We start from the raw sequence: 25,030 nt of genomic DNA, 5'->3' as shown, positions 1-25,030 counted from the left end.
GCATGGCAGCGCGGCTTCTGTCGAGCCGGAGCCGGGTGGCCAAGCTCTCGGCCCGGCTGAATACTGAAGTCGGGCATCACTTAGTCTTCCGCTCTCTTATGTTTATTGCGGTTATAGTAGGCGTCGGATCTTTTTCCGGCGCTTTTTTTATTTCGATTGCTCAGCTGCTGTTCCTTGCGGGCTATATGCCGAAGCTCGCGTCCGGTTTTGCGGTAGCTGGCCAGTCGGAGAGGATCAAGTCCTCCATCAGCGATCGCCTGCTTTACCGCGCAACCATCTTCGCCCTCGTGGCGGCAATCCCGGTAACGGCATGCCGACGCAGCCGCTTCAATATCCGCGAATGCTTCCTGCCGTCCGTCCCCCGCTTCCCACAGCTGGAGCTCCCGCATACCCGGAGTATCCAGCATGACTGCTCCGCAGGGAAGGGGGAATAATTCCCGGTGGGTTGTGGTGTGGCGGCCGCGGGCATCATCCTCGCGGATTTCCTGGACGCGCTGAAGGTCGCCGCCTGCCAGCCAATTCAGGAGGGTGGACTTGCCTACACCGGAAGAACCGGTCAGCGCCGCAGTGTGGCCCGGCTGCAGATAGGCGGAAAGAGCCTCCCTTCCCTGATCCTGCAAGGCGCTGACCGCATGAACGGCTACTCCGGGAGCTGCCGCTTCGACCGCCGCGATCCGATCCTGCACCTCCGCGCATAAATCGGCTTTGGTCAGCAGAACGACCGGAACAGCGCCGCTTTCCCAAGCGGCAATCAAATACCGCTCAATTTTGCGAATATTGAAATCTTCGTTCAAGGCGCTGACTATCAGCAGTGTGTCGATATTGGCACCGATCACCTGCTCCTCGGGAATGGTCCCCGCCGCTCTGCGCAGCATCATGGACTTGCGGGGGAGGACAGCCTGAATAATGACGCGGCTCTCACCAGGCAAGGGCTGGACAGCCGTCCAATCGCCTACACCGGGATAATCGCTTCGTGTGGCCGCCTCAAACATAAATTTACCGCTTACTGCAGCCTGGCACTCCCCGTGGCTCGTAATCACGCGGTACTGATTGGCGAACTGCGCAATGATTCTCGCCGGAATCAGCCCTTCGTAACCGCTGGCCAGAAATAGGGTTCTCCATGACTCATTCCAGCCGAATAGCTGTAAATACTCATTTTCGTTCAGATTCAAATTAGGTATGCTCCTTTATAATGGGATGGGACCACGGTGGGGCTTCAGTGAATAGAAACGCAAAAAAAACCGCCAGAGACATACGAGTCTCCAGCGGTTTATATACTTTTCTTCAGGAGGGGACAGTCCGGCAAAGCTTCCGGGCCCTTTCTTGAAGAATACGGCTGCCAGCGCATGTAAGTCAGAGCATGATGGGCTCTGATTCTATAGCAACAAAAACCAGATGATCATCCGGTTCTTATCGCTTGCTGTCAGCTTGTTAAGTATCCGTAGAGACTGATGCATATACAGTTTGGAATGTTCTTACGATAGCCGTCACCATAATACATCAGCCTCCTTCCTTAATCTGTAATTGTCATTGTAGAGGGGAATCGAACCTTTTGTCAAGCGTTGCTGCGCGAGCCAGCCTGTTCCTGCTTGATTTTGCCCGGCCAGAAGGCCCATTTCCCGAAAATAACGGTCAGGGCCGGAACCAGGAACGGCCGGACGACAAAGGTATCGAGCAAGACGCCTATTGCCGTCACCGTCCCGAATTGCACAAGAACCTGGATCGGCAGGGTAGCCAGCACGGCGAAAGTACCGGCCAGAATGAGTCCCGCAGAGGTAATAACCGAGCTGGTATGGGAAACGCCGTCCTTAACCGCAAGAGCCAAAGGCATGGTACGGCTTTTTTTCCAGATGCTTGAGATCATGAAGATGTTGTAATCCTCGCCAAGTGCAACGATAAATACGAATGAATAGAGCGGAATCAATCCTTGAATCGCTTCGACCCCGAATCCGTAATGCAGGACGATCCAGCCCAATCCAAGGGCGCTGTAATACGACAGCAGGACAGTGGCAATCAGATACAGCATGGCGATTAGCGAGCGCAGATAAATCAGCAGCAGCAGCGCAATCAGCACCACAATAACGGGAATGATGATTTTGGCATCGTCGCTTGTCGTTTGGCGCGTATCGAATTGATCGGCAGTCTGTCCGCCAATCCAAACTTTATCTGCGGCATCGGAAATCGATGCGACTTTAAGCGCCTCTTCCACCGTGCTGCGAATGACAGGAATACGGTCAACCGCCTCGTTGGAATACGGATTATGATCCAACTGAACCTCGAATTTGAGCAGACCGGGATCCGAAGTCCCTTTGACAGGGTCCGCAACATTTCTGACGAAATCCAGAGAAGCCAGCGTTTCCTTAAGACCCGAAGCCTTATTCTCTGTTTGGACGACAACCTGGACGGGAGCCAGCTCCCCCGGATTAAAATGGTCGGCGATCAGAGTAAATCCTTCCCTTGAAGGCGAACTAGCCGGAAACGACGATAATGTATCAAAGGTATATTTGATCTGCGTGGCGAACAACACGCAGATTACCATCAGAATGGTGGTGACGATTGTAATCGTCCATGGCTTGCGGACAACACGGTCCCCCAGGCGGTCGCCAATTGTCGGCTTATGCTTGAAGACGGGTGCCGGTTTGCCTTTCTTTCTGGCGCGTTCGATTTCCATAGCCTCTGTGCGGGGCACGAACGGGAAGAAGGAGACTCTACCGAAGATGCCCAGAAAAGCGGGAACCAAGGTCAGGCTCGCAATCATCATAATGAGAATCGCCAGACTGAACGGGACAGCAAAGCGCTGGATGCTGCCAAATTGGGCAAGCAGCAGAACAAGCAGGGAGAATACGACCGTCAGACCGCTCATGGCGATGGCTCCTGACGATCCGCTGAATGCCAGCTTAAGCGCCGTAAGCTTATTCTCCACTTCCTTAAGCTCGCTGCGGAAGCGGGCGATCAGGAACAGGCAATAATCCGTCCCGGCACCGAACAGCAGAACGGTCATGATGCTCAAAGCCTGCGAATCGTAATCGATCCATCCCTGCTGCGCCATCCATCCCAGAAGAGGGGTAATCGCTCCATAAGCAAATCCGACTGCGATCAGAGGAATCAGCGCAAGAACAGGGGAGCGGTAGATAAGCAGAAGAAATACGAGAACAAGCGACACCGTTGCAATCAGCAGCGAGACATCTGCATTGCTGAATAATCCATTGGCGTCCACTGCAATACCGACAGGTCCCGAGGCGCGTACAGCCAGCGCGTCCGAGCCTTTAATACCGGCTTCGAAGGGGTTGTCCGGGAAGATGCCGTTTACCTTTTCTTCAATTTGCTCAAGGCCCGTCTTGAATTCCTTGGAGCTGGCCCCTTTCTGGAACAATACCGGCTGCACGAAAGTTGTGCCATCCTCGGATACCTGCTGCTTCAACGCTGGAAGAGGCATTTTGTCAAACGGAACCGTACTATCCTGTGAGTCCACTGGCTGCTCGGTCAGCTGTTTGGACAGAGCCTGGATATTAGCGAGATCCTCGTCGGTAATTCCCGCTTCGCGATACCAGGTGAGCAGCGCAGGTACGCCCGATCCGGATGGGAACTGCTCCTCGATGATTTGCTCCGCCTGCACGGATGGTTTATCGGTACCAAAGTTGCCCAGAGTCTCATTTTTTTGCTCGCTCGCCTGCGGTAAAAAAACATTCATTAAGGCGACTACCCCGATCCAGACAAAGAGCGTGATCCACTTTCCTTTATTTCCCCCAAAGCCTTGCGCCAGTTTTTCGATCCTTGATCCAGCCATTTCTTCATCTCCTTTATGTTCTAGTCAGCGACAGTGTTCCTTATCAATTGATAAGTGATGGACATCATGAAACCTGCCGGTGGGACCGGGCAGGCTTATGGTTTGCCCGGTTCGGCAAGTCCGTGCAGCATCAGGTTGACCAGCATTCGGGCGCTTTGATCCCAGCCTTTTTTCTCGGGCAAGCGGGTGTTTGCATTCGGTACCGGAGATACCATCAGCGATTGGTTGATCAGTCCCAGCAGCAGCCGGGCGGACATGACGGGATCAATGCCGAATTGACCGGAATCCCGCAGTCGGCCATCCTTCTGACCGGCTTCAAACACCGAGATAACCGGGGCCATATAAGCTTGAAACCAGCACTTCTGAATCAACTGCTGCGATTCCGGGCTCATTTCCTGCCGGATATCATGAAACATGGTGCTCAAATCGTCGGGATGGTTCACAATCATGTAATAGACAATCTGATACAGGCATTCGGATATGGCCTGCTCCCGTTTAATAATTCTTTCGAGGGCTTTCTGCGTGCCTTCGCAAACCGTACGCATGACCTCCACATAAAGCGACTGCTTGTCTGCAAAATGGTGATACAGCGCAGGCTGCGTCAGACCGCATGCATCGGCAATTTGCCTTGTCGAAACAGCGCGATAGCCGGATTCCATAAACAGTTTTTTAGCTGTTTTGATGATCATTTTCCGCGTTTCCTGCAGTTGGTTTGCTTTATGGCTGGTCATGAGGTGCATTTCCTTTCGTTCGTGTCTGTTATAAGTATGAATTGACTTATCACTTGATAAGATAATATGCGTTGTTGGGTTGTGCTGTCAACCAGCTGGAAAGAGGGATTCTTCAGGTAACGGAAGTCCGTAATCAACGAAAGGGACAGGAGGAAAGGGAGGCATCGAATTTGAAGGAAAAAGGTCCAGCGCACAGTAAAAAGGCCCCATACCGGGAAAAACCGGAATGGAGCCTTACCATTTACGAAATCATGAGTTTAATAACAACCGCAATGATGAAGATAAGGGTCAATACGCCGAAAAATCCGGCAAAACCAATAGCTGTATCCATGAAGTCATCACGGGGTTCCTCGTTCACATGATCGCGCGGATCTCTGACATTTTCCATTGCGTTAAACTACCTCCTTGAAGGGCGACGAATGCTCCCCTTAGTATACCCAACATTCAGAATAATTGTAAAGGCGCTGTTCGTGACAATTGTGAGGCAACTTGCAGCTGTTACGCTCAGGAAAGGTTCATGGCGGTATTTACATAGCCGCATCGGGGGAACAGATGTGCTACAATAGAAATGTGAACACAGGTCCGGGAGGAGTACGTCGATGGAAGAACAATGGAATATCGAGGCGGCTTTGGAACGCCGGCTGGCGGATGAACGTATCCGCAGCAAGCTTGCGCTGCTGCCGGATCAGTCCGGTTGTTATTTAATGAAAAATGCCGACGGTACGATCATTTATGTAGGCAAGGCGAAAGTTCTCAAAAATCGTGTCCGCTCGTATTTCAATGGCAGCCACGATGGAAAGACGCAGAAGCTCGTATCGGAAATCCGCGATTTTGAATATATTGTGACCTCCAGCAATATGGAGGCTCTCATCCTGGAATGCAACTTGATCAAGCAGTATCATCCCCGTTATAATGTGCTGCTCAAGGATGACAAAACCTTTCCTTATATTAAAATTACGAATGAGAAACATCCCAAGCTTGAAGTGACGCGGCGGGTCGTCAAGGACAAAGGGAAATATTTTGGGCCTTACCCCAATGCTTATGCCGCGCAAGAAACGAAGAAGCTGCTTGACAGGCTTTATCCGCTGCGCAAATGCAACACGCTGCCGGACAAAGTGTGTTTGTATTACCATCTGGGCCAATGCATCGCTCCTTGCGAATATGATGTCGCTCCGGGAACCTACGAGACGATGGTTCAGGAAATATCCCGTTTTCTCAACGGTGGCCACGATGAAGTGAAGAAGTCGCTTCAGGGCAAGATGGCAGCGGCGGCGGAGGCGCTTGAGTTTGAGCGGGCCAAGGAATTCCGCGACCAGCTGGTGGCGATCGATGCCGTGATGGAGAAGCAGAAGATTACGCTTGCCGACGCGATGGACCGTGATGTGTTCGGCTATGCCACCGATAAAGGCTGGATGTGCGTGCAAATCATGTACATGAGGCAGGGGAAATTGATTGAACGCAGAGCAACGAGTTTTCCCTATTACGGGGAAGCTTATGATGATTTTATGACCTTCGTTACCCAGTACTACAGCGATAATCCGGCACTGCCCAAGGAAATTTTCCTGCCGGAGCCGGATGAGACGGTTCAGGGCAAGACACCTTCTCCCGTGCTGCCGGATCCGGCTACAGGGGAAGCGGAGGATGAGACAGGAAAGCTCCAGGCTGTTGCTGAAGAGCAAGCGGCGGATCATAAGGAAGGCGATGATCCGCTGCCGGGATCTGCGGCCGATGAGGTGGGTTCTGCACTGCAGAAATGGCTCAAGGTCAAGGTCTTCGTCCCACGGCGCGGACGCAAGCGCGACGTTGTCGCCATGGCGGTTAATAACGCCAGGGTAACCCTGGATGAGAAATTCCGCCTGATTGAGCGGGATGAGCAGCGGACGGTGAAAGCATCGGAGGGGCTCGCTGCCGCGCTGGGGCTTGCGGAGCTGCGCCGCATCGAAGCGTTTGACAACTCGAACATCCAGGGTACCGATCCGGTTTCGGCGATGATCGTCTTTACGGACGGGAAGCCTGACAAGAAGGAATACCGCAAGTACAAGGTGAAGACGGTTCAGGGCCCGGATGATTACGAAACGATGCGCGAGGTTGTCAGACGGCGGTACGAACGGGTGCTTAAAGAAGGCCTGCAGCTTCCCGACCTTATTGTTATTGACGGAGGCAAAGGCCAGATATCGGCCGCGCTTGATGTGCTGGAGAATGAGCTGGGGCTCTACGTACCGGTATGCGGGCTGGTGAAGGATATCAAGCATAAGACAGCCCAGCTGATGATGGGCGATCCTGCGGAAATCGTGCCGCTGCCCCGCGACAGCCAGGAATTTTATCTGCTTCAGCGAATCCAGGACGAGGTCCACCGCTTCGCCATATCCTTCCACAGGGAACAGCGCGGCAAGTCGATGGTGGCCTCCAGGCTGGATGCCATTCCCGGAATAGGCGAGAAACGGCGCAAGCTTTTGCTTAAGCATTTCGGCTCGATCAAAAAAATTAAAGAAGCCGGAATTGAAGATTTCCGGCCCCTGTCCATCGGCGAGAAGCTCGCCGCACAAATTATTGAAGCGTTGAGGGAGGAACCGTGACAAACGGCTCCGTCCCTTTTTTCTTTCTATGCAGGTAGCGAAGCAACCAGGCAATCGGAATCGGCAGAAGAATATAGATGATCCCCATCAGGATGTTGCCCGGCGACCCTGTAAAGATAAGCGAGAGGGCCATCATGATGCTGTCGAATATGGCATGGGCGAATACGACGGTCATAAATCCGAACCGGAGGAACATGAAGCTGAAGATCAGCCCCAGAACGGTCAATTCAAGCAGCCGGGTGGTCGATGGAAAGATCGGGTAGGTGACATGCCCCAGCGCCCAAATGACGGTTGGAATCAGAGAAGCGACGAAAGTGTTGTTGAACCATTTCTTGAAAATCCCAATCGCGAAAAACCGATAGACCGCTTCCTCCGATATGGCCGCGCACCAGGCAAGCATCGGGAAGATCCATAGCACACCCAGGTTGTACGGAGACTGTGTGACATCTGTCGTGGACCATGCGCCGGTAACATTCACCAGCAGGATGAAAATGACCGTCTGCAGTCCCAGCAGCATAAACGCAATCAAATAACCAAGCCACATGCTGCGCCATACGTGATCGCCATAACCCGGCTCGCTCATTCGCGGCCACATGCGCCGGCCCATGGCGTTCCATAAGCCATCGCCGCCTACCAATGAGAAATAGACGGCCAACCCCATGATAATCGTGACGATGCAGGTAATGCCCACATTGATCGCGGCATAAGCAAGCGCATTGGGATCTTCGCCGGAACTGGCGATCAGACCGTCCATCAGGTTGAAATCATTCGCCAGATACATGCCCAGGAACAGCAAACTCAGCACAACGCCGCGTTTAAACGAGGAATGCTTGCGGTATAGAGCGGCATAGACAATCGCCAGGATAAATAGTACAAAAGAAAGCAGGATGCTCCCTAGTAAGGATAAGATGGAGGCAAGATCCTGTTGGGCTTTTACATAAGACTTATAGCTTCCCGGAACGGTGAAGCCGGGTTTGTATTCGTTTATGACAAGTTCTCCGGTGTCGGTCTTGCCGGTTCTCAGCTCCAGCATTAGCTGCGCTTCCTTCATGACAGCGCCGCTTACCGTGTACCAGACTTTTCCCTGTTTCTGATCCGTCTTGAACAGCGTAAGCTCCTCCGCCTTAAATCCCTGGGAAACAGCGAATTTAAATGCGGCATCGGTGGCTTCATTGGGCTGCGGTACAGTTGTATGCCGTTGTTTATATTGGTTCCAGGCGAGGATCTTGCCATTCTGCATATGTACGTAGATAAATATCGTACTGCCGTCCGGCATGGCTGCCATCGTCTGGAAGGTATCGGTCGGGAAGCGGCTGTCGTACTTCTTGTCATAAGCATCGACCAGTTTTTCTTTGGAAAGATAACCATAGAGCATGGTGTCGGACTGATGAACCGCGTGGGTGCTCTCAGGCAGCTGCTTGAACTGCTGGACGGCAAAATCCTCCGCAATGCGCTCCGCTTCATTTTTGGCAATGACTTTCTTGTTGTTTGTGTCGAAGAAAGACTCCGAGGTTTGCGGTACCACTTGTACAAGCAAATAAATCACAATTCCGATGGCGCCCAGCCAGGCATACGCTCTCCAGTTGGGACGCAGTTGATAACTATTCATGTTTGCACCTCTGATCTTAATATACAAGCAATTAACCGCATACATCTACATTATCATAGTTGTCTCGGAATTATCCATGCGATTGCTCCCGTTTACGTTTTGCGGACGAGGTAAATGGGCAATAATGCATAAGACATTGCGATTTGGGCACAACGGATGACTATTTTGGCTGAAATCGGTTCCTTTCCTCCTTAATTGTCAGTTGTTGTTTCCGGATCGATGCCCGTATAATGTGAATCAATTGCATATGACAAGCCGAATTTCGAAATGAAAACGGGGGAACCATAATGCTGTCCACAAGAAATCGCCGTGTTTGTGCGAGATCATGAAGGACAGCCCGGGGTGAATTTCTTCAGGCAGATTGACTGCTTGTGAATAGGGCTGCTGTTCAGGCCCGAATCCGTCAGCTAACCTCGCAGGCTTCGTAGAACAGGACTCAAACGCATCGGCACTTGGGCTTCCAGTGCTTTTTTTGTGCGCCTAAACAGCCAAGAGGGGTGGGAAAGTATTATTGTGCCTTCTATTTTTAATCTATCCAAATGGTCGCCCCCCCGTATCCTGGTAACGGGCTTTGCCCTTATTATTTTGCTTGGAGGATTCCTTCTGTCCATGCCTTTCGCTTCGCGGCAGGGCGTGCCGACCCCGTTTGTTGACGCCGTTTTTACTGCGACGACGGCTACCTGCGTGACGGGACTGGTCACCGTGGATACAGGTCTCCATTATTCGGTGGCCGGACAGCTGATCATTATGACGCTGGTTCAATTGGGCGGTCTGGGCTTCATGACCATGGCCACCTTGTTCGCGCTTGTTCTGCGGAAGCGTATTTCCCTGCGGGAACGGCTGATTCTCCAGGAGGCGATGAACCAGACCAGTATGGAAGGGATCGTCCGGTTAATCCGGAAGGTGCTGCTGTTCTCCTTGTCGATCGAGCTCGTCGGAGCCGTGCTGTTTACGATCCGCTGGTCGTATGACATGCCGATTGGAAAGGCAGTTTATTTTGGCATTTTTCATGCCGTTTCATTCTTTAATAATGCAGGCCTCGATTTGTTCGGCCAGTTTGGGGTTCCTTTTGCAAGCCTGACGCAATATGTTGATGACCCCTTAATCAACCTTGTCTCCATGATGCTCATTATTACAGGTGGAATCGGATTTGTTGTTTTGTCGGATCTGTTTGATTTTCGAAGCATCAGGAAGCTCTCGCTGCACTCTAAGGTCGTACTTTCGATGACGGGCTTTCTGATTATATTCGGCACCGTAATCGTTTTTATATTTGAATTCACAAATAGCAAAACGTTGGGATCCCTGGACTGGAGCGGTAAAATTCTGGCATCCTTCTTCCAATCGGTAACTCCGCGTACGGCGGGTGCCAATACGCTTGACATGAGCTCCTTGAGGCAAGCCACGCAATTCTTTACGATAATCCTGATGTTTATCGGCGCATCTCCGGGCTCTACCGGAGGCGGAATTAAGACAACCACCTTTGCGACACTGGTCGTCGCGGTGATTGCGATGATCCGGGGCCGGGAAGATATTGTCCTGTTCCGCTTCCGGCTTGCCCGCGAGCGAATCTTCAAAGCCTTAACGATTACGTTGATGTCACTTGTGCTTGTCATCGTTGTCACCATGGTGCTGTCCACGATTGAGGATATGGCTTTTCTGAAGGTTCTCTTCGAGACCACATCCGCCTTCGGTACAGTTGGTCTCACCCTTGGCATTACGCCGCAGCTCTCGACAGCCGGCAAAATCATCATCTGCTTTACTATGTTTGCGGGGAGGCTGGGACCTCTGACCCTCGCGTACGCGCTCGGGCCGCGGGCCGAGAAGGAACTGTATCGTCATCCGGAAGGCAAAATCATTATTGGATAGGGGAAAATTCGTGATGAAGAATCATCAGTTCGTCATTATCGGACTGGGCCGTTTCGGGTCGAGTCTGTCAAAGGAATTAGTGCAGCTTGGATATGAAGTGCTTGGCATAGATAAGGACGAAGAAGCCGTTCAGGATATGAGCCAGCTGCTGACCCATGCCGTCGTAGCGGAATCAACGGACGAGGAGGTGCTCCGGTCGCTTGGCGTCCGTAACTTTGATTGCGGCGTCGTTGCCATCGGGGACGATATTCAGGCAAGCATCCTGACGACAATACTGCTTAAGGACCTGGGCGTAAAAAAAGTGGTAGCTAAAGCGATGAGCGAGCTGCACGGAAGAGTATTGGAGAAAATCGGCGTCGACCGTGTCGTGTATCCGGAGCGGGATATGGGAATCCGAGTTGCCCATCAGCTGGTTTCGCCTAATTTGCTTGACTATATCGAGCTGTCAAAGGACTATACCATTGCCGAGCTTTCCGTTCCTAAATGCCTGGATGGCGTCTCCTTGCAGGCTCTGAATCCCAGAGCTAAATTCGGCTGCAGCATAGTGGCTATCAACAAGCCCAAAGGTATCATCATCGCCCCATCGGCGGGCGATGTCCTGACAGAGAAGGATGTAATGGTGGTGATCGGCACCAATCACCAGATAGAACAATTCGAGGCGTCCGTTACCCGTTAATAGGCAGTTGACAGAACGGCGGCATTGGAACGGGCATAAAGCAGGCCGATATTATCGCATTTCGTAGCGGATTCAGAAACGGAAAATGGCAAAGAATAAGGAGAGGGTGATATAGCTGCCCTCTCCTGTATTTATTGCAGGATGGTAGGCACTCTCATCCATTTCTCCGCGGCTTGTAAAGAGTGGCGATCTCATCGATCCACAGTCGCACGGCAGGAGTCAAGCTGTCGGTCTCGGCATGAATCAGCGAGGTGGTCCGTCTGGATTCCTTGAGCTCACGGATGGTGATGCTGATCAGATCATTATCGTCCAGCATCTGTTCGCGCAGATAGGATTTTGGCAGAAGGGTTCCGGAACGGCAAGTATGAAGCAGGCGCAGGATGGCCTCGAAAGAATCGATTTCCATTCGGACATCCGGCAGAAGATGATATTTTTCGAATAATTCATCGGTCAGTATGCGGTACCAGGTGCCCTTGGAGAAAAGAATCATCGGCAATCCGTTCAAATCGCCGATGACCGTCTCGCCTTTGTCCATCACAAAATGATTGCGGGGCAGCACCAGCACCAGATGGTCCTCGAACAGGGGCACGCAGCGCAGGCCGGGATCGTCAATTTGGGATGCGACGATGCCCAGATCCGCTTTGCGGTCGCGCACAAGCGACACGATTTCATGGGTTTTTCCGGTTATGGCTTTGATGTCGAGGTCCGGGCTTTGTTCCGTCAATGCCTGAATCAGATCCGGCAGCGTCGTCTGAAGCGTGGTCAGGCTCGCGCCGATGGTCAGAGCCGACCGTCCAGCCGTTTTGTATTCGGCAAGCATTTTCAGAAAACGCCGATGCTGCTGGCGGGTCTCGATCGCATAATCGTAGGTCAGCCGGCCAATGCGGGTCAGCTCGAGTCTCTTTCCGACGCGCCGGAAAAGCTCAACTCCCAAATCCTGTTCCAGCTTGGCGATTTTACGCGACAGGGCTGGCTGGGACAGATTGAGTGCTGCAGAAGCTTTATTCATGCTGGATTGCTCCACAATGATCGAAAAAACATACAGTTCATCGAGCATGATCTCATTCCTTTCCTTTAAAGATATTCATGTTGCCCGGTTTGCTTAATGGCCACCCGAAACCTTTATTTTGAAGCCGATGATTACATATGTGTATTGGTTATAAGTTTTAATGAATAATAAGCAATTCCATTATAAGCGAAAAAGGAGTATCATGTGAACTGTGAATAAAATGTGTCATACTAATTGTTGACGCTCATGGGGTCGGGGGTTACAATGGAGAATGATTTTGGCGAAGTTTGGCGAATGTTTGCAACCCACAGTTTTGAAAGGAGAACGCACACGTTATGAAAGGTAATTCGTATTTATCGCGCAAGATTCACTCCTTGCTCGGGGTGATTCCGCTCGGACTGTTCTTCATTGAACATATGCTGACCAATTATGCAGCATACGAGGGCGGGCCGCAAGGTTTTAAGGACAGTGTCAAGTTTCTGAATGACTTGCCTCTGGTTTTCTTCCTGGAGCTCTTCGGCATTTGGCTGCCTCTGCTGTTCCATGGCGTGTATGGCCTTTATGTTGCGTATCAGTCCAATATCAATACCGGTCAGTTTAAGTATGGACGCAACTGGGCGTTTGCGGCACAACGGATATCGGGGGTTATTACGTTTATCTTTGTCTTCTGGCATTTGTACCAAACTCGTTATCAGGTTATGATCGGCGCAGTGACGCATGAAGAGTTGGGTGGACTGATGCACGATATTACGAACAACAGCTTCTATCTGATTTTGTATATCATCGGCGTTGTTTCGGCTACATTCCACTTCAGTAATGGATTGTGGGCTTTTCTTGTGAGCTGGGGCATCACGGTGGGACCGCGTGCGCAGCGTATTTCCTCTAATATTATGATCGGCGTATTCGTTATCGTGTCGCTGTTGTTCCTCTTGTCGCTCTTCTCCTTCCGTGGGGATGAGTTCAAGGAAGCGGCTTCCCTTGCTTCATTTGTGACGAATCTCGTTTAGGTTTTAGGATAAGGAGCGAATCGAAATGGCTAAAAATAAAGTAATTGTCGTCGGCGGCGGACTTGCCGGCCTGATGGCTACAATTAAAGCGGCGGAAGCAGGTCTTCATGTCGACCTCTTCTCCGTTGTTCCGGTAAAACGGTCTCACTCCGTATGCGCGCAGGGCGGCATTAACGGCGCCGTGAATACGAAAGGCGAGGGCGATTCCACCTGGGAGCATTTTGACGACACGGTATATGGCGGCGACTTCCTCGCGAATCAACCGCCTGTCAAAGCGATGTGCGATGCTGCGCCCGGGATTATTCATCTGATGGACCGTATGGGCGTTATGTTCAACAGAACCCCGGAAGGACTGCTTGACTTCCGCCGTTTTGGCGGCACGCAGTACCACCGCACCGCTTTTGCGGGTGCTACGACCGGCCAGCAGCTGCTGTATGCACTGGACGAGCAAGTGCGCCGCTGGGAAACAGCAGGTCTGGTCACGAAATACGAGCATTGGGAGTTTATGGGCGCCATCCTGGATGATGACGGCGTATGCCGCGGCATATCCGCTCAGGACCTGCGTACCATGGAAGTGCATACGATAGCTGCAGATGCGGTTATTCTGGCTTCCGGAGGTCCTGGTATTATTTTCGGCAAAACGACCAACTCGGTTATCAATACCGGTACGGCGGCAAGCGCCGTTTATCAGCAGGGCGTTCATTACGCCAACGGCGAATTTATCCAGATTCATCCGACTGCTATTCCGGGCGACGACAAGCTGCGCCTGATGTCGGAATCGGCCCGCGGCGAAGGCGGCCGGATCTGGACCTATAAAGACGGCAAGCCATGGTATTTCCTTGAAGAGAAATATCCTGCTTACGGCAACCTGGTTCCGCGAGATATTGCGACCCGGGAAATCTTCCATGTCTGTGTGGACGAGAAGCTGGGTATCAATGGCGAGAACATGGTTTACCTTGATTTGTCCCATAAAGATCCCAAGGAGCTTGATGTCAAGCTGGGCGGCATCATTGAAATTTACGAGAAATTCATGGGCGATGACCCGCGTAAAATTCCGATGAAAATATTCCCGGCCGTTCATTATTCGATGGGCGGACTATGGGTGGACTTTAACCAGATGACGAACATTCCCGGCCTGTTTGCTTGCGGGGAATGCGAATATCAATATCATGGCGCGAACCGCCTGGGGGCGAATTCACTCTTATCGGCGATTTACGGCGGGATGATTACCGGTCCGAAAGTCGTGGAATATATCAAAGGCCTGAAAAAATCGTCGGAAGATATTTCATCGACCGTATACGACCGCGAGAAGAAGCGACAAACCGACAAATATGAAAACATCCTGGCCATGAATGGAACCGAGAATGCTTATGTGCTGCATAAGGAACTCGGCGAGTGGATGACCAACAATATGACTGTCGTCCGTTTCAACAAGAAGCTTGAAGAGACGATTGCGAAGATCAAGGAACTGAAGGTACGCTACAACAATATCAATATCAATGACACTTCGCGCTGGAACAATGCCGGTGTGGCGTTTACCCGTCAGCTGTGGAATATGCTGGAGCTGTCCGAGGCGATGACATTGGGCGCGCTTATGCGCAATGAGAGCCGCGGCGCGCATTATAAACCGGAATTCCCGGACCGCAACGACGATTACCTGAAGACGACCAAAGCAACCTGGTCGGCTGAAGGTCCGACGATTTCTTATGAAGATGTGGACGTTTCTCTCATCAAACCGCGCAAACGCGATTACTCGAAGGAAAAATAGAAAGGAGAATAAACAATGGCGGAAACGACTGTGGCAGCCAAAACAGTAAAGCTGAACATCACGCGTCAGGATTCTCCGGATTCTCAGCCTTACACAGAGCATTTTGAAATTCCATATCGCCCGAATATGAATGTTATCAGTGCGTTAATGGAAATTCAGCGTAATCCGAAGAAGCAGGATGGACAAGATACAGCTCCGGTATGTTGGGATTCCAACTGTCTGGAGGAAGTGTGCGGCGCATGCTCCATGGTTATCAACGGCAAGCCGCGCCAAGCGTGCAGTGCCCTGATCGACAAGCTGGAGCAGCCTATTTCACTCGCTCCAATGAGCACTTTCCCGGTTGTGCGGGATTTGGTAATCAACCGCGAGCGGATGTTTAATGCGCTCAAACGGGTTAAGGCCTGGATTCCAATTGACGGCACTTATGACCTGGGGCCTGGCCCGCGTATGGCGGAAACCAAGCGTCAATGGGCTTATGAGCTCTCCAAGTGCATGACCTGCGGTGTTTGTCTCGAAGCTTGTCCGAACGTCAATGACCGCAACAGCTTTATCGGACCTGCGGCAATTTCCCAAGTGCGGTTGTTCAATGCGCATCCGACCGGCGAAATGAACCAGGCGGAACGCCTGGAAACCTTGATGGAGGATGGCGGTATCGAAGGCTGCGGCAACTCGCAGAACTGTGTTCGCGCCTGCCCGAAAGGAATTCCGCTTACGACATCCATTGCGGCTATCAATAAAGATACGACCAAACAATTGTTTAAACAATGGCTCGGTTTCTAAATAGCCCCGCATACATTTGGCACACATGGACCTCAACGGTCATGTGTGCTTTTTTTGTAGAATTGATAAATTATATTTATATAGACGATTAATTTGTTGTTGTTTAATTTATCGGATATTCCTGATAAGCTGGATTTATCGTGAGATACTCAATAAAGGGGGAAAACGGCGTGAAGCAAGCAGGTGTAACCGGTTTGGAAGGCGTTATCGCTGCGGATACCTTTCTCAGCTATGTAAACGGCTCTGAGGGGAAATTGGTATACAGGGGACATTGGGCGAAAGAGCTGGCCCTTCATCATTCCTTTGAAGAAGCAGCCTGGCTGCTATGGAAGGGCCGCCTTCCGGATGCATCAGAATTGAAAGCTTGCCGGGAACAGCTTGCTGAAGGCAGAAGACTCACGCCGGCGCTCAAGACGCTGCTGGATGCCATCCCCAGTCAGGTTCCCTTAATGAGCGCGGTGATGTCCGCGGTTGCTGCGTCCAATCCGGGGGAGGAGAGCTCCGCTTGGCCGCCCCGATTTCATGAGGCGATTCGGATTACGGCGATGCTGCCGACGATAATTGCATACCGGTATCATCAGATTTCAGGTACACATTGGCCTGTACAGGCAGATGAGCAGCAGGAACACGCAGCTTATTATCTGCATGCCTTGTTCGGTCATCCTGCCTCGGAGGCTCATACCCGTGTGTTGAATGCTTATATGATCCTGGCTATGGAACATGGGCTTAATGCATCGACTTTCGCCGCGCGCGTAGTCAGCTCCACGGAATCGGATATGTATTCCGCTGTAGGCGCCGCAATGGGTGCCATGAAAGGTCCGCTGCATGGCGGAGCTCCCTCCGGTGTTATCACACTGTTAGAGAAAATCGGGTCCAAGGAGCAAGCAGAGCCAGTCATGCGCGAAATGCTGGAGAATGGGGAACGATTGATGGGGTTCGGGCACCGCATCTACAAGACACGTGACCCCAGAGCGGAAGCGCTCAGGGAGGTCACACAGGCACTCGCTGGCGAAGATAAATGGTTCGATCTGGCCATACACACCGAACAAGCGGCAATCCGGCTGCTGGCGGAATATAAACCAGGCCGACAATTATTTACTAATGTCGAGTTTTACGCTGCGGCGCTCATGCGTTCCGTACACATGCCGATTATGCTGTTTACGCCTACGTTCACAGCTGCAAGGGTGGTTGGATGGACGGCTCATATTCTGGAGCAATCTGAAAATAACCGGATATTCCGTCCCCAGTCGAATTATCTGGGCTCCCTTCCTTCCGAATAAATAAAGGCAAGCGCCAGGTCTTCCTGACGGCCGCATGCCTTTTGATCAAATATCAGAACGTATACAATATTGGCTTGTTCTATTCGGATATTTCTGTGGCAAGGTTGTATTAAAAAAAGCTGTCCGGTTTCCGGGCAGCTTCAGCACCAATCTTCTCCCCAATCCTGAATCGATTGGATAACGGGTTCAAGACCGCGTCCTTTTTCGGTTAGTTCATATTCAATCCGGACAGGCATCTCCGGGTAAACGTTACGTTTAATAATCTGGCAATGTTCAAGCTCTTTCATCCGGTCGGTCAGCATTTTATCGCTCATTTCCGGGATTTGCTCTTTAATGGCCTTAAAGCGTTTTGGTCCGCCCAATAAAACACGAATGATCATACCCGTCCATTTCTTCCCCAACAGTTCTGCGGCATGCTCATATTTCGGGCACATTTTGGAATAATCCACCGTTAATCACCCCTCTTTGCTAGTTCCATTGTAGCACATGACGGTTTTAAAAGGCAGCAGGTTTTCAATCCGTTTTCATTTGCTATATAATGAATACCAACTATAGTTAGGTTAGTATTACTATAGCACGAATTGATTCTATATGCCACGCGGGCGTTAAATAAATCAAAGATAGCTGTAAAACTACATTGTTAACGACAGAAAACCGTTATAATGGGGGATAGGCTAAGAGCTGAACTCATTTTATGTCAATTCAAATATAGAGGTGCTGCCGTATGACAGACAACTGGGGATTTTATGAACGCCGGTCAGAATCGGAGCAGATGCGTGTATTAGTCAATACGGGCTATAAAAAACTCGCTCCATTGGCCGAATTCGACGAACTGCTTTCAATAACGATAAACTTATATCCTGTCCGGGCACAAAATCGCTCAAAGAGCGAATTTATCAAGCAGCTGGAGATTCTGGAAGGCAAGCTTGAGCAGTGGCTCAAAGAAACGGCGGATGCTATATATGTCGGGAGAATCAATGTGTCGACCCGGCTTGAATTTTATTATTATTCGCGGAAGGACCGCATCAATAGCGGTGTGATCAGCGCCTGGATGAAGGAGAATTGGGAATACAGAGCCCAGCATTATATCAAGCCGGATCCGGAGTGGGCGTTCTATTTGTACATTCTTCCCGACCCGCTGGAGGAATTGTTTGTACACAACGCCCAGATGATTTATGCGCTAATCCATAAAGGCGATAATATCCGCGAGCCCAGGCATGTTTACCATTGGCTGTTATTTCGTGAAGACGAGGACAGACGGGAGATGGAAACGATGCTGGAAGAGCTCGGCTACCGGATCGAGCGGGAGAAGGAGGGCAGTCCCGATAATGGGTTTCCTTATCCGCTGGTCATCAGCAAATACGAGGATGTCCGACTCGATACGGTCAACGACCGGGTCCGGGAGCTCTACAGGCTCATGTCTGGCAATGGAGGGCGTTATGACGGCTGGGGCTCCGTCATGAAACTGACGACGGTAAAGCGCATGAGATTTCAAATACGCAAGTTTATTGACTCCCTGCAAGCATTAATATTCAAGAAAAGCGATTCGCACCGTCAATAAGAAGATCTGGGTGCATGCACGGTTATGGGCAAATTATGCCCGGATCAGCACCAGTCCCGCAATCATGAGGATGAAAGCGGCCCACTGCAATACCGTCAGCCGTTCCCGGTACAATACAATCGAGCCGGCGGCGACAACAAGACTGTTGGCAGCAAATATGGGCCCGGCGATGTTGGCTTGTCCGGTTTGCAGCGCGACCGCATAAAGCTGCAGCCCGCCATAAGAGAATAAGCCGGCCAGCAGGCCTAAGAGCAGACCTGTCCGGGTCGGGTTTGAAGCTGCTGCGCTGCGCTCCACGGATGCAGCATCCGCAGGTACGGATGCAGCGCCGCCTGACGCCAATCGCTTGTGGTCCATAAGGGCGGCATAGGCGAACCAAAGAATGGATATCGCATAGGAGACAAATAATACAGGCGCACTTGACAGCCCCCAGTCCCCGGTAACCTTGAGCCCTCCGTTACGTATGGCAAACAGGATGATGCTCAAACCCACATAGAGATACCATTTATTTTGTGTGATGGACAGCTTCTCCCTGCCGCGGATTGATACCAGAACGACAGCGGCCAGCAGCAGGACAACCCCGATGAACTCCATGGTGCCCAGCGGCTCATGGTAAACAAAGGTGCCAAGAGCGATCACAAGCACAATATTCATATTGGTCAAGGGAGAGGTCAGACTGGCCGGACCGTATTCCAGTGCTTTCATGAATAATACATTGCCCAGCGCGGAGCCCGCGCCAATGAGCAACCCCGCCATCCACACCCGGACATCCGTCAAAGAAACGGCCAGCGAATGTTCCAGCGCCGCATGTACGCCAAAGCCGGCCGTACCGGAGAGATATAACCCCAATAGCAGATAATTGGACGAACCGCTGCGCATCTGGGAAACTTTCATCCACCAGCCCGCAAGTCCAAACAATAGCGCACTGCCTACTGCAGCTGCAAACCACATGAAGAATCATCCTTTTTTTGAGAAATGCTTGTACAATCGGACCGATTGAGTAAGTTGCTTTTCCTGCCCTTTGGCATGTGCAGAGAGTGATAATCGGATGTCATCCACCCCTAATCATTTGTTACACAAATGAAATGATTCTGTTATCGTCCTTTTACATTCATGGGCTATTATAATAAACAAGACCCCCTTTTACTTATATATATAACATGGGACCTGCCGCTGGCAGGTCCACTTTTTTTGTAAAGGTAACTCAAAACGTCCAATTTTGATCACGAAGTTGTTCAGGAAGCGGACTCGGCGTCGAATCTTGAATTCAGCCGGGACTTCCGTTGCTCACGTAGGTTTGCCTACGCTGCGCTACTCATTCCCTAGCTTCATCCAACCTTCTCGGTGCTGAAAATCGAACTTTTTAAACCTTTATTATAAGGGTAGTTTTGACAACGAAGTCAGACAAGGAATCGGATTAAAGTGGGACTACAACAGGTTGTTTCTGCTTGTAGTAAACCCATTCGCGAAAGCCGATTTCCTTCAACTGTCTGCGTACCAGTTCCCAATCATCCCCGACGCGGCTTGGCACATGGGCATCCGAGCCGAAGGTGACCTGAACCCCGTAATGCAAAGCCCGTTCCAGAATGGCATCCGAAGGGTACCAGCCGCCCACATCCTTTGTTTTACCGGATGTATTGATTTCGATGGATACTTGGTTATCCGCAATAATTTTCAGCGTTTCGTCGATGACATCCGCAGCTTCGATATCGGAGAAGGCAGGATAATAACCCTTCATCGCATCGATATGTCCAAGCACCTGAAAAACGCCGCTGCTCGCCGACTGCGCAATCTGGCTGTAATACTCGCGCTTCTCTTCGATTTTCTTGCTTTTGGACATGCCTTTCCAGCGGGTTCGGTTAAAAATGCTGATCCCCCGCGTATGATGAACGGAGCCGATAATGTAATCGAAGGGATGAGGCTCATACATGCGGCGGTACAAGTCGATGGATTCGGGATAAAAGTCGGATTCCATTCCCAGCAGGACATCGATTTTGCCTTCATATTTGGCTTTGAGCCGCAGAACCTCATCGATGTAATGGAGGAACTGGCTTTTGCCCATGGCGATACCCGGCTGGGGCTGATCATGTTCGCTGGCAAAGTAAGGGGAATGATCGGAAATACCGATTACGGTAAGTCCCACTTTGATGCCGGCCTGGATATAGGATTCAATATCGCCGTCGGCGTGACCGCATCTGAAGTGATGGGTATGCAAATCGAATTTCATTGTTGATCCATCTCCTATTCGCTGCTGATAAATTGATCTTCGGGCATGCCTTTGAGGTCGCTTAGAAACTGCTGCATGGCCGAGTTGAGGTAACGCCCGGACTTAAAGACAACACCAACGGGATGGCTCATGTCGAGCTCATTGACGATAATTCTTTTTAATGTGCCCAACCTGACCTCATTATCAATGGACAGCTTGGATACGACAGCGGCTCCCAAATTGATTTCCACCATACGCTTGACCTCTTCGCTGCTGGACAGCTCCATAACAATGTTGGGCTCAATGTTGAATTTGCGGAATATTTTATCGAGGAAACGTCTGCCGAGAGTATCGGGCGACAGCATGATCATCGGAATGTCCTTAAGCGCTTCGACCGGCATATGCTTCAAGCCGCTTAGCGGATGTTCAGGAGACACGACCAGATCGTACGTATCGTAATAAAGCACGGAGGTTTCGACATTGGGATTTCGTTCCGACAAATAAGTGATCCCGATATCCACGGAGCCGTTCTCCACACTCGCCATGACCTGAGAGGAAGGCATGGAGTGAATGGTTGTTTTGATCAAAGGAAACTGGTTCTGAAAATAAGACAGAACACGGGGAAGAATCTGGATGGCAATCGATGAGGTGGTTCCGAGCGTGATATGCCCTTGTGGCGTCTCGTTCAGGTCGGATAGCTTCTGCTTGAGTTCCTCCACAATGGATAATATACGCGACGCATGGTCCAGGAAAACTTGTCCGCGGTCGGTCAAGGTTACGGGCTGGTTCCGGTCAATCAGCACGGTCTTGAATTCATCCTCCAGACTTTTCACCTGAGCGGATACGGCCGGCTGCGTTAAATTGAGCAATTCTCCGGCTTTGCGGAAGCTCATCGTCTTTGAGATTGTAAGCAAGGTTTCAAGCTGGCTGATATTCACGGAAACCCTCCTTAATCGATTAAAGAATTTTATCACTAATCCTATTAGTATAAAGGAAAAGCGGGGATACAGCAAAAGGTCGCTGCAGGCCTTTGCAAAAAATTTAAGAAGGATTCGCAGGAAAGCTGTCGAAAAGATTGAATCAAGACAAGCGCCGCCCACGAATGTAAGGAACAGGAGGGCCTCTTGCAGTTGGCCATTCGAGGGAAAACAAAGGAGCGAGTATAAATGAACCGGAAAGTGGTACGCGGCTGGCTGATGTACGACTGGGCAAATTCCGCTTTTGCGACGACGATTATGGCAGCGGTTATGCCGGTTTTTTACAAGACAGTCGCAGGCGAGGGATTACCCGGCAATACGGCTGAAAACTATTGGGGTTTTACACAAACGATCGCGATGATTTGCGTGGCTCTTCTTTCGCCTGTTATGGGAGCGATTGCGGATTATTCCGGTGTAAAGGTTCGTTTCCTGTCTTTCTTCGCCATTATTGGAGCGCTCTCATGCGGAGCAATGGCTTTTGTCGGGCAAGGGGACTGGCAGTTAGCCTCCATTCTTGTTGTAATCGGTACCATCGGTTATTCCGCAGGCAATACCTTCTATGACGGCCTACTTCCGGATATCGCCCCTCCCAGGGAAAGGGCGGCAATCAGCTCCAAAGGATATGCGGCCGGTTATCTGGGCGGAGGGCTGCTCCTGGCTGTCAATATCGTGATGATTGAAGGCTGGGAGATGCTTGGGTTTGCGGATAAAACTGCGGCTACGCAAATCGCTTTTGCTACTGTCGGGATCTGGTGGCTGGTGTTTTCGGTTCCGCTCATGAGACATGTGAAAGAACCGGTTAAAGGAACCTCTGCCGGTATCGGCAAGGCGGTTCAGAACGGCTTTCTGCGGATTGGCCGTACCTTGAGGTCAGCCCGAAGATTTCCCGAGCTGCTGAAATACATGTTGGCTTTCTGGTTCTTTAACGACGGCATTAATACGGTTATAGTCATGGCTACCATATACGGAAGCGGGATTGGGATCCAGACCACCCACTTGATTATTGCGCTGCTGATCACCCAGTTCGTCGGTTACCCAAGCACGCTGCTGTTTATCAAAGTGGCGGCGCGCCTCGGCACCAAACGGTCCCTGAATGTATCGCTGATGATTTATATTCTGATTGTGGTGCTTGGTTTCTTTATGACCAGCGCGCTCCACTTCTATATTTTGGCCTTTATGGTCGGTTTGGTACAAGGCGGCAGTCAGGCGATAGCCAGAAGTATTTATGCGAATCTGGTTCCACCTTCCCGCACAGCGGAGTTTTTCGGCTTTCTAAGTCTGTCCAGCAAATTTTCCTCTGTAATGGGTCCGTTGATTTTCTCCATTGTCGGGACCCTTACAGGCTCCAGCCGGTTAGCGATTCTATCGCTGGTCGCTTTCTTCGTCATCGGCATCGCGCTGCTCTCGGCAGTGGATCTGGAGAAGGGCGAACGCGAGTCTTTGGCCAATGATGTGGATGATGGCGGGAGCGGCATTGCTATCTAAAAAAAGAAGCCGCGCAAAACCAAAAAACGTCTCTGCCCGCAAAGGGAGAGACGTTTTTCGCATGCGCAGCCTGAATAAATCACCAGACTTCTAGAGCCAGTCTTTCTTGCGGAAAATATAGAACATCCCGAAGCCGAGGAAAAGCATGATAAACAGCAGGATATAGGATCCGCCACGCAGATGCAGGCCTGGGATATAATCGAAGTTCATTCCGTAAATCCCGGTGATGAAGGTGAGCGGCATAAAAATTGTCGTTAAAGCGGTGAACACGCGCATGATTTCGTTGGCCCGGTTAGCCAGACTGGATTGATAAGCCTCGCGCAAGTTGCCCATAAGATCGCGGTAGGTCTCAAAAGTTTCAGCAATCTTGACGGCATTCTCATAAATATCGCTGAAATACTTTTGAAGCTGATCATCGATCAGTTTTAGATCCTTCTTGTTGAGCGTGAAGATAACATCCTTCTGGGGTCCAAGAACTTTCCGGAGCCAAAGAATTTCGCTTCGCAGTCCGATAATCTCGGTCAGATGGGATTTCTTCGTATGCATCAGAATATCTTCTTCCAGGCTTTCAATGCGCGCTTCAATCCGGTCGCCGACAAGGAAATAGTTATCCACGACGAGATCGACCAGATGATAGAGGAATCTGTCCGGTCTTGTAACTTCTTCTTCCCAAAGCACCGGTTTGAGCGAACGAAGCTCATTAATCTTCTGTTTGGTCACCGTAATAATATAATGGCGTCCCAGGAAGATGTTCAAGGCTCTGAGAAAAATTTCCTCATCGTCAAAACGGATGCTGTTGATCACTATAAAATAATGACCCTCATGAATTTCAATCTTCGGACGCTGCTCCTCCTCGCTGAGGCAATCCTCGACTGCCAGATCGTGAAGGGCGAAGACTGGCTGGAGCACAGCCAAATCGTCCACATCTGCGTCAATCCAGTAGAAACCCTCAGTAGGGGGAATGAGTGCCGTGTTAATATCATCGATCGTCGTAAATATGCCTTGGTTAACCAGACGGATTTTCATCCGTACCCTCTCCTCTCTTTCCTAAGATGATCATTTTCCCGGATGCCGGCAAGTCGGAGAGAGGCATATAAATGCGTTACGCGGACCACAGCAATCTAGGCCGCTCCTATTTTGTAAAGGACGGCATTGGACGATATGGATGGCTGTATCGTAAGCAGATATGCGCAGTTCCGGTACCGGTTATCAATGCGGTTGCCCGCAGGCCTCGGGTCGCCTTCCATATGCGTTAACACCCCTTTGAACTCAATTTTGATGGATTCAGTTAGGCAATCCTTGTCTAGTATACTCTGACATTGTCTTTCCATTCAAGAAGAAACTAGACCATTCGCAATGATATTGTACTTTATGCGTGAATGCCGCGCAGGGTGAGCAGTGCCGTTGATCGGCATTTTTGGGCTGCTCACTTGACTGGAATAAGGGAATGATTTAAAGTAATCATAAGTCGATTGATGAATTGAATAGCAAGCTTTCTTATCAAGAGCAGGCGGAGGGACTAGCCCGATGAAGCCCGGCAACCGGCGTATTATACGCACGGTGCTAATTCTTGCGGAAACGATTTGTTTCTGACAGATGAGAGGCGCATGAACGATATTTATTTATGCCCCTACTCTGACACCAGAGCGGGGCTTTTTTCATTCTCGCGCGTCCAGCGAAACGATGAAGCAACCCGCAACAAGAGGAGTGAA

Annotated in this window: 20 protein-coding genes and 2 riboswitches; of the genes, 9 read left to right on the top strand and 11 right to left on the bottom strand. The window is 50.8% G+C overall.

Features of this window, described 5'->3' with window-relative positions:
* Positions 1-80: 80 nt before the first annotated feature.
* The 4 genes from rsgA to IEY46_RS17760 all read right to left on the bottom strand — a co-directional run bounded on the left by rsgA (position 81) and on the right by IEY46_RS17760 (position 4,906).
* Complete coding sequence (rsgA, locus tag IEY46_RS17775) at positions 81-1,172, bottom strand: ribosome small subunit-dependent GTPase A (protein WP_188993272.1); 1,092 nt, start codon at positions 1,170-1,172, stop codon at positions 81-83.
* A gap of 383 nt (positions 1,173-1,555) precedes the next feature.
* Positions 1,556-3,787: an MMPL family transporter gene (locus tag IEY46_RS17770; protein WP_188993271.1), complete on the bottom strand. Its 2,232-nt coding sequence runs from the start codon at positions 3,785-3,787 to the stop codon at positions 1,556-1,558.
* Between the two features lie 95 nt (positions 3,788-3,882).
* Complete coding sequence (locus IEY46_RS17765) at positions 3,883-4,518, bottom strand: TetR/AcrR family transcriptional regulator (RefSeq protein ID WP_188993270.1); 636 nt, start codon at positions 4,516-4,518, stop codon at positions 3,883-3,885.
* 241 nt (positions 4,519-4,759) lie between these two features.
* On the bottom strand, positions 4,760-4,906 hold the full coding sequence (locus tag IEY46_RS17760) for a YqzM family protein (protein WP_188993269.1): 147 nt from the start codon (positions 4,904-4,906) through the stop codon (positions 4,760-4,762).
* A gap of 211 nt (positions 4,907-5,117) precedes the next feature.
* Here IEY46_RS17760 and uvrC point away from each other — a divergent pair, with 211 nt between their 5' ends.
* Entirely contained in the window at positions 5,118-7,094 is a 1,977-nt protein-coding gene (uvrC, locus tag IEY46_RS17755) for an excinuclease ABC subunit UvrC (RefSeq protein ID WP_188993268.1), read from the top strand.
* On the opposite strand, the gene IEY46_RS17750 is transcribed toward uvrC, so the two are convergent.
* Positions 7,066-8,703 (bottom strand): CPBP family intramembrane glutamic endopeptidase, encoded by a 1,638-nt coding sequence (locus tag IEY46_RS17750; RefSeq protein ID WP_188993267.1) that lies wholly within the window; start codon positions 8,701-8,703, stop codon positions 7,066-7,068. The genes uvrC and IEY46_RS17750 overlap by 29 nt on opposite strands.
* Before the next feature lie 243 nt (positions 8,704-8,946).
* Positions 8,947-9,140, top strand: a riboswitch (cyclic di-AMP (ydaO/yuaA leader).
* Positions 9,141-9,216: 76 nt separating this feature from the next.
* Here IEY46_RS17750 and IEY46_RS17745 point away from each other — a divergent pair.
* On the top strand, positions 9,217-10,569 hold the full coding sequence (locus IEY46_RS17745; protein ID WP_229750344.1) for a TrkH family potassium uptake protein: 1,353 nt from the start codon (positions 9,217-9,219) through the stop codon (positions 10,567-10,569).
* Positions 10,570-10,582: 13 nt separating this feature from the next.
* Positions 10,583-11,245 (top strand): potassium channel family protein, encoded by a 663-nt coding sequence (locus IEY46_RS17740; protein WP_188993266.1) that lies wholly within the window; start codon positions 10,583-10,585, stop codon positions 11,243-11,245.
* Between the two features lie 154 nt (positions 11,246-11,399).
* On the opposite strand, the gene IEY46_RS17735 is transcribed toward IEY46_RS17740, so the two are convergent.
* Positions 11,400-12,302: a LysR family transcriptional regulator gene (locus IEY46_RS17735; protein ID WP_188993265.1), complete on the bottom strand. Its 903-nt coding sequence runs from the start codon at positions 12,300-12,302 to the stop codon at positions 11,400-11,402.
* Positions 12,303-12,589: 287 nt separating this feature from the next.
* Between IEY46_RS17735 and IEY46_RS17730 the strand changes: the two genes are divergently transcribed.
* The 4 genes from IEY46_RS17730 (at position 12,590) to IEY46_RS17715 (ending at position 17,089) form a co-directional block, all read left to right on the top strand.
* A complete protein-coding gene (locus IEY46_RS17730) occupies positions 12,590-13,261 on the top strand; it encodes a succinate dehydrogenase cytochrome b558 subunit (protein ID WP_188993264.1) in 672 nt (223 codons plus the stop codon).
* Positions 13,262-13,286: 25 nt separating this feature from the next.
* Positions 13,287-15,029: a succinate dehydrogenase flavoprotein subunit gene (sdhA, locus tag IEY46_RS17725; protein WP_188993263.1), complete on the top strand. Its 1,743-nt coding sequence runs from the start codon at positions 13,287-13,289 to the stop codon at positions 15,027-15,029.
* 15 nt (positions 15,030-15,044) lie between these two features.
* A complete protein-coding gene (sdhB, locus tag IEY46_RS17720) occupies positions 15,045-15,809 on the top strand; it encodes a succinate dehydrogenase iron-sulfur subunit (RefSeq protein ID WP_188993262.1) in 765 nt (254 codons plus the stop codon).
* 170 nt (positions 15,810-15,979) lie between these two features.
* Positions 15,980-17,089: a citrate/2-methylcitrate synthase gene (locus IEY46_RS17715; RefSeq protein WP_188993261.1), complete on the top strand. Its 1,110-nt coding sequence runs from the start codon at positions 15,980-15,982 to the stop codon at positions 17,087-17,089.
* A gap of 140 nt (positions 17,090-17,229) precedes the next feature.
* Here the strand turns inward: IEY46_RS17715 and IEY46_RS17710 are convergent, their stop codons facing one another.
* Positions 17,230-17,538, bottom strand: a complete 309-nt coding sequence (locus IEY46_RS17710) for a winged helix-turn-helix transcriptional regulator (RefSeq protein WP_308422810.1) — start codon at positions 17,536-17,538, stop codon at positions 17,230-17,232.
* 275 nt (positions 17,539-17,813) lie between these two features.
* Between IEY46_RS17710 and IEY46_RS17705 the strand changes: the two genes are divergently transcribed.
* Positions 17,814-18,650 carry a DUF695 domain-containing protein gene (locus IEY46_RS17705; RefSeq protein WP_188993260.1) on the top strand — a complete coding sequence of 279 codons (837 nt, stop codon included), beginning with the start codon at positions 17,814-17,816 and terminating at the stop codon, positions 18,648-18,650.
* 33 nt (positions 18,651-18,683) lie between these two features.
* Here the strand turns inward: IEY46_RS17705 and IEY46_RS17700 are convergent, their stop codons facing one another.
* From IEY46_RS17700 to IEY46_RS17690, 3 genes are all read right to left on the bottom strand, one after another.
* Positions 18,684-19,601, bottom strand: coding sequence for an EamA family transporter (locus tag IEY46_RS17700; protein WP_188993259.1), 918 nt, complete (start codon positions 19,599-19,601; stop codon positions 18,684-18,686).
* Between the two features lie 466 nt (positions 19,602-20,067).
* Positions 20,068-20,877: a histidinol-phosphatase gene (locus IEY46_RS17695; RefSeq protein WP_188993258.1), complete on the bottom strand. Its 810-nt coding sequence runs from the start codon at positions 20,875-20,877 to the stop codon at positions 20,068-20,070.
* Between the two features lie 14 nt (positions 20,878-20,891).
* Positions 20,892-21,794 carry a LysR family transcriptional regulator gene (locus tag IEY46_RS17690; RefSeq protein ID WP_188993257.1) on the bottom strand — a complete coding sequence of 301 codons (903 nt, stop codon included), beginning with the start codon at positions 21,792-21,794 and terminating at the stop codon, positions 20,892-20,894.
* A gap of 228 nt (positions 21,795-22,022) precedes the next feature.
* On the opposite strand from IEY46_RS17690, the gene IEY46_RS17685 reads away from it, so the two are divergent.
* Entirely contained in the window at positions 22,023-23,318 is a 1,296-nt protein-coding gene (locus IEY46_RS17685; protein WP_188993256.1) for an MFS transporter, read from the top strand.
* Positions 23,319-23,408: 90 nt separating this feature from the next.
* On the opposite strand, the gene corA is transcribed toward IEY46_RS17685, so the two are convergent.
* Positions 23,409-24,344 (bottom strand): magnesium/cobalt transporter CorA, encoded by a 936-nt coding sequence (corA, locus tag IEY46_RS17680; RefSeq protein ID WP_188993255.1) that lies wholly within the window; start codon positions 24,342-24,344, stop codon positions 23,409-23,411.
* Between the two features lie 468 nt (positions 24,345-24,812).
* Positions 24,813-24,921: riboswitch (SAM riboswitch) on the top strand.
* The last annotated feature ends 109 nt before the right edge of the window (positions 24,922-25,030 follow it).

The sequence above is a fragment of the Paenibacillus nasutitermitis genome (assembly GCF_014641075.1).
In the GTDB taxonomy this organism is placed as follows: Bacteria; Bacillota; Bacilli; order Paenibacillales; family Paenibacillaceae; genus Paenibacillus_Z; species Paenibacillus_Z nasutitermitis.
This window is presented reverse-complemented; position numbering and strand designations above follow the sequence as displayed.